This window comes from Halopseudomonas pelagia, assembly GCF_009497895.1.
GTDB classification, from domain to species: domain Bacteria; phylum Pseudomonadota; class Gammaproteobacteria; order Pseudomonadales; family Pseudomonadaceae; genus Halopseudomonas; species Halopseudomonas pelagia_A.
In genome coordinates, this window is the sequence record NZ_CP033116.1 from 1,672,328 (window position 1) to 1,686,687 (window position 14,360).

Consider the following 14,360-nt stretch of genomic DNA (forward strand, 5'->3'; position numbering starts at 1 on the left):
GATCAGTGACGGTTCTCCTATGAGCGGTACTTTATGAGCAGTTCGGTGTTCAGTCGTAGTCTTTTGCACCCCAGATACTGGTTGTTGTGGTCAGGTTTGGGATTGCTCTGGCTTTTGGTGCGGTTGCCCTACCGGGTATTGCTCGGCTTGGGGCGGCTGCTCGGCTGGGGTATGTACTGGGGAATGCCGGAGCGCAGGCGCATTGCCGAGGTCAACCTGGCACTCTGCTTCCCGCATTGGACGGAGGCGCGCCGTGCTGAGGTGCTCAAGGCCAACTTCGCCTCTAATGGCATGGCCTTGTTTGAAATGGCCATGGCCTGGTGGTGGCCAAAGGAACGTCTGGCCAGGCTGGCGCAGATCGAGGGGTTGGAGCATCTGCAGCAAGCACGGGCGGCGGGGCAGGGCGCGGTATTGATGTCGCTGCATTTTACCACCCTGGAGTTGGGTGCGGCCTTACTCGGGCAAAAGGCGACAATCGACGGGATGTATCGCGAGCATCGCAATCCAGCCTTTGATTACGTGCAACGCCATGGTCGGGAAAGACACAACGCGGATGCCGTAGCCATTGAGCGCGAAGACGTACGGGCGATGTTCAAGTCCCTGCGCGCTGGCAGGGCGATCTGGTACGCGCCTGATCAGGATTACGGTCGCAAGGCCAGCGTGTTCGTACCCTTGTTTGGCGTGCAGGCCGCCACAGTAACGGCCACCAGTACCTTTGCGCGCTTGGGCAAGGCCAAAGTGATTCCCTTTACTCAGACTCGTCTACCGGGCGGGGAAGGCTACAAACTGATAGTCCACCCGCCGCTGGAAAACTTCCCCAGCCAGGACGAGGTCGCGGATGCGCTGCGTATCAATCAGTGGGTAGAACAGGCGATTCTGGCTCAGCCAGAACAATATATGTGGGTACACCGACGTTTCAAGACTCGACCCGAGGGAGAAGAGCGACCCTATGACAAGAAGCGCAAGCGTCGTCGGGCTCGCGGATGAATGATTCGCCGCAAGCCCACACACCCTGCGGCCCAGGCACCACCGGGCTGATTCTATCTGGTGGGGGTGCAAGAGCGGCGTACCAGGTCGGCGTGCTTCAGGCGATCAACGAGCTGCTGCCAGACAACACATTCAATCCCTTTCCGGTCATTTGCGGGACGTCGGCCGGGGCCATCAATGCGTTGGCGTTGGCGACTAACGCCACTGATTTCAGCTACGCGGTTCAGCGTATGCATGAGGTATGGTCAAACTTCCGCTGTCATCAGGTTTATCGCACTGATTGGCCGGGGGTGTTGGCCCAGGCGCTGCGCTGGACCGGCTCCAACCTGATGGGCGTAGGGCGCAAGCATCCCAGCTCGCTGTTGGATAATCGTCCTCTTCGGCATCTGCTGGCCAACAGTCTGCACTTTGGCAAAATCGAAGAATCTCTGCTTAGCGGGCACCTGCGCGCCGTATCGGTCAGCGCCTTTGGCTACCAGTCAGCGCAATCCGTGTGTTTCTATCAGGGTCATGAGCGGATTATGCCGTGGAACCGGCATCGTCGGGTTGGGGTACAGACACCTTTGAAGCTCGATCACCTGATGGCCTCGGCTGCCATCCCGCTGCTGTTTGCACCAGTGCAGTTGAATCGCGAGTGGTTTGGTGATGGTGCCGTGCGTCAGCGTGCACCTATCAGCCCCGCGCTGCATCTGGGCGCCAACCGCGTGTTAGTGGTAGGGGTTTCCGACAACCTGGCCGATGACCCAGCTGCAGGCCGGCGCGGTCCACGAGTGCGCAGCGCTTTGCCTCCGACGCTGGCACAGATTGGCGGTCATCTGCTCAACAGCACCTTCGTCGATAACCTGGAAACCGATGTGGAATTGCTCGAGCGGCTGAACCGCCTGGCCGGCTTGTTGCCGCGCGGCGCGCAGGAGCATGGCAAGGGGCTGCAACAGGTTGAGGTGCTGATCATTTCGCCAAGCGAGCCGCTGGATATAATCGCTGCTCGTCACCGGCGTGCCCTGCCTGCGCCCTTGCGCGCATTCCTGCGTGGCAGCGGCGCGACGCGCGCATCCGGCGGCAGCGTGGTCAGTTATCTATTGTTTGAAGCGGAGTATTGTCGTGAGCTGATCGCGCTGGGCCACCGTGATGCGATGGCCAAGCGCGAAGAGTTACAACGTTTTCTCGGGCTGCTCTGTCCGATTGATTAACCCACCACCAGCATGCGAATGGCGTCCAGGCGCACCTTGGCGTGGCCAATGTGCGCCAGACCCTCGGTCTTGTGCCGTTCCAGCGTATCGATTTCCTCTGTTCGCACCAGCGGGTTAACTGCGCGCAGCGCATTAAGCCGCTCGATTTCCTCATCCAGATCCGTGGCAAAGCGTCGGCTGGCCTGCTCCAGCAACTGACGATGCTGCGCTTCGGCAACCACTTCGGCCTGATTGAGCATGCCCTGGACCACATCCCGTTGGCTTTTGGCGATCTTGCTCGCCAGATGCTTGGGCACGCTGTCCAGCTGGCCGTCCAATGTCTCGAAACTGACCTTGCCCGCCAGATCATTGCCGTTGATATCCAGCAGGCAGCGTACTGGCGTAGGCGGCAGGTAACGTTGCAATTGCAGCGCCCGCGGCGCGATGGCTTCGCTAACGAACAGGCACTCAAGCAAAAGAGTGCCGGGTTTCAGACCCTTGTTCTTGAGTACAGCCACTGCGCTGTTACCCATGCTGCCAGACAACACCAGATCCATCCCGCCCTGCAGCATCGGATGTTCCCAGGTGATGAACTGCATATCTTCGCGCGACAGGGCGGTCTCGCGATCATAGGTGATGGTTACGCCTTCGTCGTCGCCGAGTGGAAAGCCTGCGTCGAGCATGCGTTCGCCGGGGCGCAGCACCAATGCATTGTCGGAATGGTCTTCGCTATCGACGCCGAACACGTCGAACAGCCGCTCCATATAGATAGCCAGCTGCGGGTCGTTATCCTGACGCTCGATCCGCGCCATCATCTGCTGCGCGTCACCGTGGCCACGGGAATGGATTTCCAGCAAACGGTCACGGCCGTTGTGCATCTCCTTCTCCAGTGCCAGTCGGCTGGCCTGGGCCTGTTCAAGCAATTGCTGCCATTCACTGCTCTGGGGATGATCCAGCTGTTGCAGCAGTTCAGTGCCGTACTGGTGTTGTATCGCGTTGCCGGTCGGGCAGGTCGCCTCGAAGGCATTCAGTGCCTGGTGATACCAGTTGAACAGATACTGCTGGGCGGTATCTTCGATGTAGGGCACATGAATCTGAATCCGCTGCTGTTGGCCGATCCGGTCCAGTCGACCGATACGCTGCTCCAGCAGATCCGGATGGGTGGGAAGATCGAACATCACCAGATGGTGGGCAAACTGGAAGTTGCGACCTTCGCTGCCGATCTCGGAGCAGATCATTACCTGGGCGCCGAACTCTTCTTCGGCGAAGAAGGCCGCTGCACGATCCCGTTCAATGATGCTCATGCCCTGATGGAACACGGTAGCCGGAATGCCACTGAGAACCCGTAACGCGCCTTCCAGATCCATTGCCGTTTCGGCATGCGCGCAGATTACCAGCACCTTGCTGCGCTTGAGCATTTTCAGCGTGTCGATCAACCAGTCAACCCGCGGATCTTCCAGCCACCAGGGGGATTCGGCACTTTCCAGTTGGTCCTGAAAGGCTACCTCGGGATAAAGCGCGCTGCGGCCTTCCAGATCCTGATAGACCTCGGGGCAGGGCAGTGGGTGTTGATGCAGGTCGCGCTCGGGAAAGCCGGCAATCGCCGCGCGAGTGTTGCGATACAGCACCCGGCCGGTACCGTGGCGGTCCAGCAACTGGCGTACCAGGCTGTCACGCGCTTCGGTTGCTTCATCGCCGGATTGCCCAAGCTGATCGAGCAGATGGTCGGCGCTGCCGCCCAGCCACTGGCTTATGGTCTTGCGCTCGCTGGCTTCAAGCGGTGCGTCCTCAAGCAGCGACTGCACGGCCTCAGCGACCGGGCGGTAGCTCGCGGTTTCATCACGGAAGGCCTGAAGGTCATGGAAACGATCGGGGTCGAGCAGCCGCAAGCGGGCGAAATGACTGGCCTGGCCGAGCTGCTCCGGCGTAGCCGTGAGCAGCAGGACACTGGGGATGCGCTGCGCCAGCTCTTCTATCAGGCTGTACTCGGCGCTGGGGTTGTCATCGTGCCAGACCAGGTGATGGGCTTCGTCTACTACCAGCATGTCCCAGTCGCTGGCTTCCAGGCATTGGCGGGCAAAGGGGTTGTCGAGCAGAAACTCCAGGGAGACCAGCGCCAGTTGCTCTTCTTCAAACGGGTTGTCTTCTGCACCTTGGCAACGGTCAAGATTGAACAAGGCAAAGCGCAGATTGAAGCGCCGGCGCATCTCGACCAGCCATTGGTGCTGGAGGTTCTCCGGCACCACAATCAATACGCGGCGCACGCGGCCCATTTGCAATTGCCGGTGAATAATCAGGCCCGCTTCGATGGTCTTGCCCAGGCCCACTTCATCGGCCAGCAGAACCCTTGGGGCGATGCGGTCGGCGACGTCCTTGGCGATATGCAGCTGGTGCTCGATGGGTTGGGTGCGCACGCCAGCAAGACCGAGTAGCGGTGATTGCTGAATGCGGCAGTAATGTCGCAGGCTTTCATAGCGCAGGCTGAACCAGGGCAGGGGATCAATCTGGCTGGCGAACAGCCGGTCGCTGGCCAGACGGAACTGAATAAAGTTGTCCAGCATGGTTTCCTGGAATTCCGCAGCGCTGCCATCGTCGCGCAGGCCGCTATAGACCAGCAAGCCGTTCTCTTCGCGGACATCCGACACGGTCAGCAGCCAGCCTTCATGGTGGCTGATGCTGTCGCCCGGGCTGAAGCGCACGCGGGTGAGTGGCGCATTACGCAGTGCGTAGTGGCGGGTTTCACCACTGGCCGGGAAGAGCATCACCAGCAGGCGGTCGTCCTGTGACAGTAGCGTCCCCAGCCCGAGTTCCGATTCGCTGTCACTGACCCAGCGTTGTCCCGGGGTATAAACCGTCATGCCACTCTCCTGCCCATTCGAAAAAGGCGTTTATATTAACCGATCCACCTCTGGGCAGAAACCGCCGCGGACAAGCGCATTGGCGGAGCTAGTGTTCCAGCTTGATTGAAAAGTATGACTTTCGTCACATTCAATTGGATAAAGAATGAACAATTGTGGTCGATACATAAGATACCGACCCATAAAGGGTTGCCCAAGAGGCCCAGACCAACGATCTATTCGGTATGGCGCACCTTCACCACAGGCCTGCTGCAGGAGTCAGGCCAAGCGAGGCGGTCATGCTCATTCCCGGGCTTCCAGTAGTGGGAGCACAACAGGACGTTATAACGCCGAAACGGACGGTCCAACCGACTGCGGAAAGTGAAAAGGTGCACGAAGCCTTGGCGGAGGTAGGTGATCGGCGCCAACGCAATCAAAGCCACTATCCCGAGCGTCGGCAAAACCGGGCGCGACGACGCGCGGTGACTAAAGAGACAAGCCGGCCGGATCTTGAAGATCTTCCCAGCAAGGGCTTGCTGGTTGACATAAAAGTCTGAGGCGGTGCTAAGCTGGCAGCTCCCTGACACCGCCAATGGGTACGCTTTATGGCAGACGATACCGATACCCCCATTATCGATTTTCAGCAACGTCGCCGCGAACGATTGCATGTTGTGCACGACGCGCGTCTCGAAGAGATGCGCTCGGCGTTCGAGAAAGCCTTCCCGATTCCCGGCAAGCCGCAGGCGAAAACCAGCAAGGCTGCGAAGAAAAAGAAAAAGCCGCGCAAGTCCTGATAGGTATCTGCTCATCTACTAACGCAGCATAGATTGATCCGTATCAATAACCGCTATTCGACGCACGGATATTCTTCAGTCATGGATGCCTGAGGAGTAGAGAACATGTTTATCGATGAAGTGGTAATTGCCGGTGTGGTCACTGTCGGGATGATGGTCGCGTTTCTGGCTGGCGTGGTCTGGTTTATCTGGCGCGACAGTCACAAAAAGCGCAAAACCCCCAATACCCCAGACTGATAGCCCTGATTGATTCGCTGCGTGGCGGACGTTGCCGCGCGGTGGAGAGCAGTGCATGGCTCGCAAGGCCTTTGCGGACGCATGTTGCATGTTGTCCGCTTTTTTTGTGCGTGGCACCGCATGCCGCTACCATTAGCGCTTACATCTGCCTTTTAGCGTGACGCTAACCTTTGAACCCCAACGCCCCCTCCCGTTGCGAACGCTGCCTGCGTCCGGCCGCGCGCTGCCTGTGCGCGCTGATACCCCATATCTCAACGCGTACTCAGTTGCTGGTCATCCAGCACCCAAGCGAACGTAGTCACGCGCTGAATACGGCACGTTTGCTGGTAGAGGGGGTGGTCAACGCGCACTTGCTGATAACCGAAGTTATCTCCGCGGACTCTCCCTGGCATGCCCTGCTGGCAGATCCGCAATGGCAAACCGAGCTTCTCTTTCCGGGCGCCGGCATCCCCCTGGTGACTGCCTCAGCAGATAGCGGGCGACCCAGGCGCTTGGTCCTGCTTGATGGCACTTGGCGCAAGGCGCGCAAATTGCTGTACTTGAACCCGGTGTTGCAAAGTTTGCCCAGGGTGGCATTGCCGGACGGGCTCTCTAGCCGCTATCGCCTGCGCAAAGCACCGCAGCCGGGGGCGCTCTCAACGCTGGAGGCCGGAATGGAAGCGCTGCAGCGGATAGAGCCTGAAACCGACTTCACCTCCTTGCTCAGGCCATTTGAGGCACTGATCGATGGTCAGATTCAGGCCATGGGCCAGGCTCGTTACCAGGCAAATTATCTGCGGCTTGGTCAGAAGCCGGCATAACAAAGCGCAAAGAACGCCGGCCTATTCGCCGGATTTATTATGGTCATTTTCTCCCTTCCCCACGCTGGCTAATGGGTAGACTGACTCTGTCAGCAATTCTGAGACAAAAATAATAAATGGTTCGCAGGTGGTCGCCTGTGATCAGCAGAGGACGTGATCATGCAGACAAATATGCATTCTGGTGGGCAGCGTGTCGTCATTACTGGCGCCGGCAGCGGTTTGGGTAGGGAGTTGGCCCTGTGTTATGCGCGAAATGGCGCACGGCTGGCATTGGCTGACCTTCAAACCGAAGGCTTGAAAGAGACTCTGACGTTGGTTGAGCAGGCCGGTGGCAATGGTTTCTGCCAGCGTTGTGATGTGCGCGATTTCAGTCAGTTGGCTGCATTGGCGCAGACGTGCGAAGAGCGCATGGATGGCATTGACGTGCTGATCAACAACGCCGGCGTGTCCTCGGGCGGGTTCTTCTGGGATTTGTCACTGGAGGATTGGGAGTGGCAGATCAGCGTCAACCTGATGGGCGTGGTCAAGGGTTGCAAGGCCTTTATGCCGATTCTCATGCGTCAGCGCAACGGCAGAATCATTAATATCGCCTCGATGGCGGCGCTGATGCAGTCGCCTGGCATGAGTAATTACAACGTTGCCAAGGCTGGCGTGGTGGCCCTGTCCGAAAGTCTGCTGGCGGAACTGCAGCCACTGGGTATCAAGGTAAATGTTGTCTGCCCATCCTTTTTCCAGACCAATTTGTTGGACTCCTTCCGCGGCCCGGACCAGGCGGCCAAGCAGCAGGTAGCCAAGTTGCTGGAAAGCTCGCCGATCAGTGCGGCAGACGTCGCCGGCATCATTTACCAGCAAAGTGCGGCTGATCAGTTCATGATTCTGCCGCATGAGAGTGGCCGGCTGGCCTGGGCGGCGAAGCAGGCTGATCCACAGGTTATCTATGACGAGATGACGCGGCTGGCTGCCAAACGCATTGAGCAAGCCAAAATCTGAGATAGACGCCGGTATGGGGTATTATCATTCCTGGCAATAATACTTAACCGCAGGCCGTACTGGTCTTAAGCTCTGCGGTCTTTGAACGGCCTGCTAACTCAGCGGGCCGTATTCTTCACCCAATTCCGAGGTATCACGATGCGCGAAGTAGTTATTGTAGACAGCGTCCGCACGGGTCTGGCCAAGTCCTTCCGTGGCAAATTCAACACTACCCGTCCTGATGACATGGCTGCGCATTGCGTTAACGCTCTGCTCGAGCGCACGGGTATCGATCCGATGCTGGTGGATGACTGCATCGTGGGTGCTGGCTCCAACGAAGGCGCTCAGGGTTACAATATTGGCCGCAACGTTGCGGTATTGTCCGGCCTGGGTATTCACGCTGCAGGGATGACGCTGAATCGCTTTTGCTCCTCCGGCCTGCAGTCGATTGCCATCGCTGCCAACCAGATCGCCTCCGGTTGTTCTGATGCGATTGTCGCTGGCGGCGTCGAGTCGATCACCATGACCGCCAAGAGCAGAAACACCGACAACCTCTACAACCCGATTCTGCAAGAGCAACTGCCCGGCATTTATTACCCCATGGGTCAAACCGCCGAAGTGGTAGCGCGCCGTTACAACGTTACCCGTGAAATGCAGGATGCCTACTCGCTGCAGAGCCAGCAGCGCACAGCGCGCGCGCAGGCAGAAGGCCTGTTCAGCGATGAAATCGTGCCCATGAAGGTCAAGTATCAGGTACAGGACAAGCAGACTGGCGAGATCAGCATGGTCGATGGCGTTGTGGATGTGGACGAGTGCAACCGCCCCGAGACTACACTGGAAGGTCTTTCCAGCCTCAAGCCGGTTTTCGCTGACGACGGTTCCGTCACCGCCGGCAATGCCTCGCAGCTGTCTGACGGCGCCTCCATGACCCTGGTCATGAGCCTGGAAAAAGCATTGGAGCTGGGTCTGAAGCCAAAGGCGTACTTCCGCGGCTTTACCGTTGCCGGCTGTCAGCCTGACGAGATGGGCATCGGCCCGGTTTACTCGGTGCCCAAGCTGCTTGAAGCACGCGGTTTGAGCGTGGCGGATATCGACCTGTGGGAACTGAATGAGGCCTTTGCTTCCCAGTGCCTGTATGCCCGCGATTATCTGGGTATCGACAATGACAAGTACAACGTCAACGGCGGCTCAATCTCCATTGGTCACCCGTTTGGCATGACTGGCTCGCGCCAGGTCGGGCATCTGGTACGTGAACTGCAGCGTCGCAACCTGCGCTACGGCATCGTCACCATGTGCGTAGGCGGCGGCATGGGCGCAACTGGTCTGTTTGAAGCCTACCGGTAACATGTCTCAGCGCTGCTGAGTGGGCCTAGGGAAAAACGCATTGCTTCGGCAGTGCGTTTTTTTTGCCTGCGATCTGGTCGCGCTGGGACTAATGCTTTTGTAGCAGACATCGATGCCAGTCCCCATTGCTTGTGGCACAATGCGTTTTTGCAAAATCGGGACTGAAGCAGAGCATGTTCGGTTGGCATGGCGAGTGTGGGTCAGTGCATGGCGGGTGAGCTACGGCGAGTGGCCTTTCTGCTGTGGCCGGGTACTCACCCGGGTGCGGTCATGCCTGCGCTGTCGGTTTTGCGCTCAGCCAATCGAATGGCGGAGACCGAACTCTACCTGGCTGACTGCTTCACCCTGAACGAGCAGCCATTGATCAGCCCTGAGGGCTGGCAACTGCCAGCCAGGGTGCTGCCGCAGCAGCTTCGCGGCTACGCGCGCCTGTGGTTGGTGGCTGATCCGGCCAGCCTGCCGGACATTCTCAGTACCGGACTCACTCAGCAATGTCGGAATCTGGCGCGCGAAGGCGTGGTGCTCGGCGGTCTGGAGGGCGGCATTTTTCCGTTAGCGATGACCGGCCTGATGGACGATCATCGCTGCGCAGTGCATTGGCGACTGATTGATGAGTTTCGCGAGCGCTTCCCCAACGTGATCGCCGGCAACGAGCTGTTCGAGAATGATCGTGGCAGGTTGACCAGCAGTGGCGGGCAGGCGACGCTGGATCTGTTTCTCAGCATTCTGGCCGAAGAACAGGATCAGGACCTGGCGGCGTTGGTCGCCGAGGATCTGATTGTCGAGCGGCTGCGCGATGGCAGCGAAAAGCAGCGGGTACCCCTGCGCAATCGTCTGGGCAGCACGCATCCCAAGCTGACTCAGGCGGTGATCCTCATGGAGTCGAATATTGAGGAGCCGCTGACCACGGACGAGATCGCGCGCCATGTTTGCGTCTCGCGCCGACAGTTGGAACGTATTTTCAAGCAGTATCTCAATAGCGTACCGTCACAGTACTATCTGGAGTTGCGGTTGAATCGCGCGCGGCAGATGTTGCTGCAGACCAGTAAGTCGATTATCCAGATCGGCTTGTCGTGTGGGTTTTCCTCGGGACCACACTTTTCCAGTGCATACCGCAATTGCTTCGGTATCACGCCCCGGGAAGATCGTAACCAGCGCCGTGCACAACAGGCGGTGGATACCAGTGCAAAAGTTGAAAGTTGAAAAAGCCAGGCAGTATTAATACAGAATCACCGAACGGGTAACCGAATAAATACAAGCTGCCTCGCGGGGTGGCGACAGGAGAGCAGGTAATGTCAGAGTCGATGCAGGTAGGCCGGGCGGATTTCGACCGGGTCATGGTGCCCAATTATGCTCCGGTGGACATGATCCCGGTACGCGGTCTGGGTTCCCGCCTGTGGGATCAACAAGGCCGTGAGTATATTGATCTGGCCGGAGGCATCGCTGTTAACGCGCTGGGTCATGCCCACCCTGGTTTGATTGAGGCGTTGACCGAGCAGGCCGGCAAGCTTTGGCACGTATCCAATATCATGACCAATGAGCCGGCACTGCGCCTGGCCAGCAAGCTGATTGACGCGACCTTCGCCAACAAGGTGTTCTTTGCCAACTCGGGCGCTGAAGCCAATGAAGCGGCCTTCAAGCTGGCGCGGCGCTGGGCCCATGAAGTCGCTGGGCCGGACAAGAACGAGATCATCGCCTGCACCAACAGCTTTCACGGACGCACACTGTTTACCGTCAGCGTCGGTGGTCAACCGAAATATTCCCAGGGGTTTGGTCCGGCGCTGGAAGGCATCAGTCATGTGCCATACAACGATCTGGCCGCACTTGAAGCGCAGATGTCGGCGCGTACCTGTGCCGTGGTGGTTGAGCCGATCCAGGGCGAAGGCGGGGTGATTCCGGCGGCGATGGGGTATCTGCAGGCCGTGCGTGAGTTGTGCGACAAATACGATGCGCTGCTGATCTTCGATGAAGTGCAGAGCGGTATGGGCCGCACCGGCAAGCTCTACGCCTACATGCATAGCGGCGTGCAACCGGACATCCTGACCAGCGCCAAGAGCCTGGGTGGTGGCTTCCCGATTGCGGCGATGTTGACCACCAACAAGGTCGCCAGCCACTTTGGCGTGGGTACGCATGGCAGTACCTATGGCGGTAACCCGCTGGGGTGCGCGGTCGCCGAACGGGTACTGGATATCGTTAATACGCCGGAAGTACTTGAAGGTGTTGAGCGTCGCCATCAGTTGTTGGTCGAGGGTCTGTTGGCGATTGCCGAAGTCTATCCGGTATTCTCCCGCGTACGCGGCAGCGGATTGCTGCTCGGGGCGGTGCTCTCTGAAGCCTGGAAAGGCCAGGCCCGGCAGATCCAGGAAGCCGCGCAGCAGGAAGGCCTGCTGGTATTGCAGGCCGGACCTGATGTGATACGTCTGGCGCCCAGCCTGATCATCCCCGAGGGCGATATTCAGGAGGCTCTTGAGCGTCTGAGTAAAGCCCTGGCCAGATTGGTCGGTTAGTATTTTGGAGAGCACCTAGATGCTGGTTCAACGCCTGAGCAGAATGACGGATCTGCCTGAAATCGAACGCCTGGCTGCGGCTAGCCCGGTCGGCGTGACGGCGTTGCCAGCGGATGTTGAGCGTCTGGCGAATATTATCGAGGTATCGGAAGCCTCCATGGCGGAAGACGTCAGCTTCAGCGGGGAAGAACGTTACTTTTTCGTCATGGAAGATACGCAAACCGGCCGGCTGGCGGGCTGCAGCAGCATCATCGCTTCCGCCGGCTTTACCGAGCCCTTCTATACCTTTCGCAATGAAATGTTCGTGCATGCCTCGCGTGAACTGGGTCTGCACAACCGCATCCATGTGCTCTCACTCTGCCATGACCTGACCGGGCACAGCTTGCTGGCCGGCTTTTATATGCAGCCGGCTTTTCAGCAAGCGTCCTGGGTTGAGCTCAATGCGCGCGGTCGGCTGCTGTTTATGGCCAATCACCCGCAGCGCTTTGCCGAATCCACCTCGGTGGAGATTGTCGGCGTCAGTGATGAGCAGGGTAATGCGCCGTTCTGGGACGCGCTGGGGCGGCACTTTTTTGCCGTCAGTTACAGCGAGGCGGAGCAGATTGGCAGCAGCCGTGGCCGCAGCTTCCTTGCCGAGTTGATGCCCGGCTACCCCATCTACGTGCCGATGCTGTCTGATGCCGCGCAGGAAGTTATTGGCCAGGTGCACCCATCCGCCCAAGCAATTTTTGACGTGCTGATGCGTGAAGGTTTCGAAACGGATAATTATGTCGACATATTTGACGGCGGGCCGGTAGTGCATGCCCGTACTGCTGAGTTGCACAGTGCGCGCGATAGCCAGTTGGTGGAAGTTGAAGTGGGTCATCCCGGTGCTGTGACTGGCAACTGGCTGGTGGCGAACCAGCGCATCGGCGATTTTCGCGCGGCCTGCCTGGATCTGGCCTGGACCCAGAATGAGACGCTGGTGCTATCTCGGCATGATGCGGATTTATTGCAGGTCGCCACTGGCGACCGCCTGCGATTGGTAAGGGGAGCCTAGCATGCTGGTTCGCAGCGCACGACAGACCGATCTTGCAGTGCTGATGCAGATGGCCGCCAACGCCGGTTCCGGTTTGACCACCTTGCCTGCCAGCGAAGAGCGTCTGGCGCGGCGCTTGCAGATTGTAGAGCGCAGCTTCCTCGGCCAGGTTGAGCAAGCCGATGCCGACTACCTGTTTGTACTGGAGGATCAGCATGGTCAGGTGATCGGTACCAGTGGCATGCTCGCCGCGGCGGGCATGCGCGAACCCTGGTACAGCTATCGCATGGGCCTGACGGTGACCGCCAGCCGTGAACTGGGCGTTTATCAGCAGCATCCGACCCTGTTTCTGGTCAACGATCTGACCGCAGCGACCGCGCTGTGCTCATTATATTTGCCAGCCGAACACCGACAAAGCGACAAAGGCAGGCTTATCTCCAAGGCGCGCTTTCTGTTTATGGCCGAATACGCTGCGCATTTTTCCGAGCAGGTGATTGTAGAAATGCGCGGCCTGTCCGACGCCGTCGGCCGCTCGGCATTCTGGGATAGCCTGGGCCAGCATTTCTTCAAGATGGATTTTGCCCAGGCGGACTATCTGACGGGTATTGGCAACAAGGCTTTTATCGCCGAGATGATGCCGCGCTTTCCGCTCTACGCCTGCTTCCTCAGTCAGGCGGCACGCGATGCCATTGGTCAGGTGCATCCGGACTCCGAGCCGGGCCTGGCCATGGTCAAGGAAGAGGGAATGACCTATCAGGGTTATATCGATATTTTTGATGGTGGGGCTACCCTTGAGGCGCCGCTGGCGCAGATCCGGGCCGTACGCGAGAGTCAGTTGCTGCTGCTGTCGATCGGCACGCCAGGGGAGGAGGCAGAATCCTACCTGGTGCACAATCGCAACCGACCTGATTGCCGCATCATCAGTACGCCCGCACGGGTCGCGGCCGGTACGCTGGTAGTCGCACCCGACGCCGCAGAGCGTCTGCGATTGCGTGCCGGTACCCTGGTGCGCGCGGTATCGCTGATTGGGCGTGACTCTGCACACCTGTCAGATCCGTACGGCGCCTGACATAACGGGTTACAGGCGCACGCTGGGCGGGTCAGGCCATTGCCTTATACTCGGGTGATCATTAGCGCTCACGGAGCTCTACGCATGTCACACGTCACCCTGCGCTGGGCCTTGCCGCTATGCATGTTGGTCAGCCCGCTGGCGTTCGCCGATTGCGCGGACATTCTCCGCCACGAGCTGCAGGCGCTGCGCTCCAAAGACAGCATCAACCTGTGTGAGCGGTACGCTGGAAAACCCCTTGTCATCGTCAACACCGCGAGTTTTTGTGGTTATACACCGCAGTTCAAAGGGCTGGAGGCGGTGTTCCAGCGCTATCGCGAGCAGGGGCTTGAGGTGATTGGCGTACCGTCCAATGACTTTCGTCAGGAAGCGCAGGACAAGGCCGCTATCGCCGATGTCTGTTACGTGAATTATGGCGTGACCTTTGCGATGACCGAACCGCAGCGGATCACCGGTAGCGCGGCGCATCCCTTCTATCGGGATTTATCCGAGCAGGCAGGGCAGGCGCCCGCCTGGAATTTTCACAAGTATGTTCTGGATCGTGACGGCAAGGTTATCGGCAGCTTCCCCAGCAAGGTCTCGCCGGAAGACCCCGAGTTCATCAAGGCCATCGAGTTGGCGCTCTGACT

Annotated in this window: 13 protein-coding genes; 12 read left to right on the forward strand and 1 reads right to left on the reverse strand. The window is 58.9% G+C overall.

All coding sequences use genetic code 11. The annotated features are described in order from the left end of the window. Positions 1-33: 33 nt before the first annotated feature. Both EAO82_RS07955 and EAO82_RS07960 read left to right on the forward strand, forming a co-directional pair. The gene (locus EAO82_RS07955; protein WP_096346164.1) at positions 34-987 is read left to right on the forward strand and encodes a lipid A biosynthesis lauroyl acyltransferase; all 954 of its coding nucleotides are present in this window, start codon (positions 34-36) and stop codon (positions 985-987) included. Next, positions 984-2,177 (forward strand): patatin-like phospholipase family protein, encoded by a 1,194-nt coding sequence (locus EAO82_RS07960; RefSeq protein WP_096346163.1) that lies wholly within the window; start codon positions 984-986, stop codon positions 2,175-2,177. The genes EAO82_RS07955 and EAO82_RS07960 overlap by 4 nt, the downstream gene beginning before the upstream one ends. Here the strand turns inward: EAO82_RS07960 and rapA are convergent. After that, positions 2,174-5,014, reverse strand: coding sequence for an RNA polymerase-associated protein RapA (gene rapA / locus EAO82_RS07965; RefSeq protein WP_096346162.1), 2,841 nt, complete (start codon positions 5,012-5,014; stop codon positions 2,174-2,176). The genes EAO82_RS07960 and rapA overlap by 4 nt on opposite strands. Before the next feature lie 584 nt (positions 5,015-5,598). Between rapA and EAO82_RS07970 the strand changes: the two genes are divergently transcribed. The 10 genes from EAO82_RS07970 to EAO82_RS08010 all read left to right on the forward strand — a co-directional run bounded on the left by EAO82_RS07970 (position 5,599) and on the right by EAO82_RS08010 (position 14,358). Further along, complete coding sequence (locus EAO82_RS07970) at positions 5,599-5,787, forward strand: hypothetical protein (protein WP_096346160.1); 189 nt, start codon at positions 5,599-5,601, stop codon at positions 5,785-5,787. Between the two features lie 105 nt (positions 5,788-5,892). Beyond that, a complete protein-coding gene (gene ccoM / locus EAO82_RS21105) occupies positions 5,893-6,024 on the forward strand; it encodes a cytochrome c oxidase subunit CcoM (RefSeq protein WP_321540967.1) in 132 nt (43 codons plus the stop codon). A 170-nt stretch (positions 6,025-6,194) separates the two neighbouring features. After that, a complete protein-coding gene (locus tag EAO82_RS07975) occupies positions 6,195-6,824 on the forward strand; it encodes a tRNA-uridine aminocarboxypropyltransferase (RefSeq protein WP_231703309.1) in 630 nt (209 codons plus the stop codon). Between the two features lie 159 nt (positions 6,825-6,983). After that, positions 6,984-7,814, forward strand: a complete 831-nt coding sequence (locus tag EAO82_RS07980) for an SDR family oxidoreductase (protein WP_231703310.1) — start codon at positions 6,984-6,986, stop codon at positions 7,812-7,814. Positions 7,815-7,952: 138 nt separating this feature from the next. Then, positions 7,953-9,137, forward strand: coding sequence for a thiolase family protein (locus EAO82_RS07985; RefSeq protein WP_096346158.1), 1,185 nt, complete (start codon positions 7,953-7,955; stop codon positions 9,135-9,137). A 207-nt stretch (positions 9,138-9,344) separates the two neighbouring features. Beyond that, entirely contained in the window at positions 9,345-10,340 is a 996-nt protein-coding gene (locus EAO82_RS07990; protein WP_096346291.1) for a GlxA family transcriptional regulator, read from the forward strand. An 89-nt stretch (positions 10,341-10,429) separates the two neighbouring features. Continuing rightward, entirely contained in the window at positions 10,430-11,644 is a 1,215-nt protein-coding gene (locus tag EAO82_RS07995) for an aspartate aminotransferase family protein (protein WP_096346157.1), read from the forward strand. A 19-nt stretch (positions 11,645-11,663) separates the two neighbouring features. Beyond that, positions 11,664-12,683: an arginine N-succinyltransferase gene (locus EAO82_RS08000; RefSeq protein ID WP_096346156.1), complete on the forward strand. Its 1,020-nt coding sequence runs from the start codon at positions 11,664-11,666 to the stop codon at positions 12,681-12,683. A gap of 1 nt (position 12,684) precedes the next feature. After that, the gene (astA, locus tag EAO82_RS08005) at positions 12,685-13,731 is read left to right on the forward strand and encodes an arginine N-succinyltransferase (RefSeq protein WP_096346155.1); all 1,047 of its coding nucleotides are present in this window, start codon (positions 12,685-12,687) and stop codon (positions 13,729-13,731) included. Between the two features lie 123 nt (positions 13,732-13,854). After that, positions 13,855-14,358, forward strand: a complete 504-nt coding sequence (locus tag EAO82_RS08010) for a glutathione peroxidase (protein ID WP_231703347.1) — start codon at positions 13,855-13,857, stop codon at positions 14,356-14,358. The last annotated feature ends 2 nt before the right edge of the window (positions 14,359-14,360 follow it).

Excerpts from the sequence above, each read along its gene's own strand:
- EAO82_RS07955 (WP_096346164.1), top strand. The coding sequence starts at position 34 with ATGAGCAGTTCGGTGTTCAGTCGTAGTCTTTTGCACCCCAGATACTGG.
- EAO82_RS07960 (WP_096346163.1), top strand. The coding sequence starts at position 984 with ATGAATGATTCGCCGCAAGCCCACACACCCTGCGGCCCAGGCACCACC.
- rapA (WP_096346162.1), bottom strand. The coding sequence starts at position 5,014 with ATGACGGTTTATACCCCGGGACAACGCTGGGTCAGTGACAGCGAATCG.
- EAO82_RS07970 (WP_096346160.1), top strand. The coding sequence starts at position 5,599 with ATGGCAGACGATACCGATACCCCCATTATCGATTTTCAGCAACGTCGC.
- ccoM (WP_321540967.1), top strand. The coding sequence starts at position 5,893 with ATGTTTATCGATGAAGTGGTAATTGCCGGTGTGGTCACTGTCGGGATG.
- EAO82_RS07980 (WP_231703310.1), top strand. The coding sequence starts at position 6,984 with ATGCAGACAAATATGCATTCTGGTGGGCAGCGTGTCGTCATTACTGGC.
- EAO82_RS07985 (WP_096346158.1), top strand. The coding sequence starts at position 7,953 with ATGCGCGAAGTAGTTATTGTAGACAGCGTCCGCACGGGTCTGGCCAAG.
- EAO82_RS07990 (WP_096346291.1), top strand. The coding sequence starts at position 9,345 with ATGGCGGGTGAGCTACGGCGAGTGGCCTTTCTGCTGTGGCCGGGTACT.
- EAO82_RS07995 (WP_096346157.1), top strand. The coding sequence starts at position 10,430 with ATGTCAGAGTCGATGCAGGTAGGCCGGGCGGATTTCGACCGGGTCATG.
- EAO82_RS08000 (WP_096346156.1), top strand. The coding sequence starts at position 11,664 with ATGCTGGTTCAACGCCTGAGCAGAATGACGGATCTGCCTGAAATCGAA.
- astA (WP_096346155.1), top strand. The coding sequence starts at position 12,685 with ATGCTGGTTCGCAGCGCACGACAGACCGATCTTGCAGTGCTGATGCAG.
- EAO82_RS08010 (WP_231703347.1), top strand. The coding sequence starts at position 13,855 with ATGTTGGTCAGCCCGCTGGCGTTCGCCGATTGCGCGGACATTCTCCGC.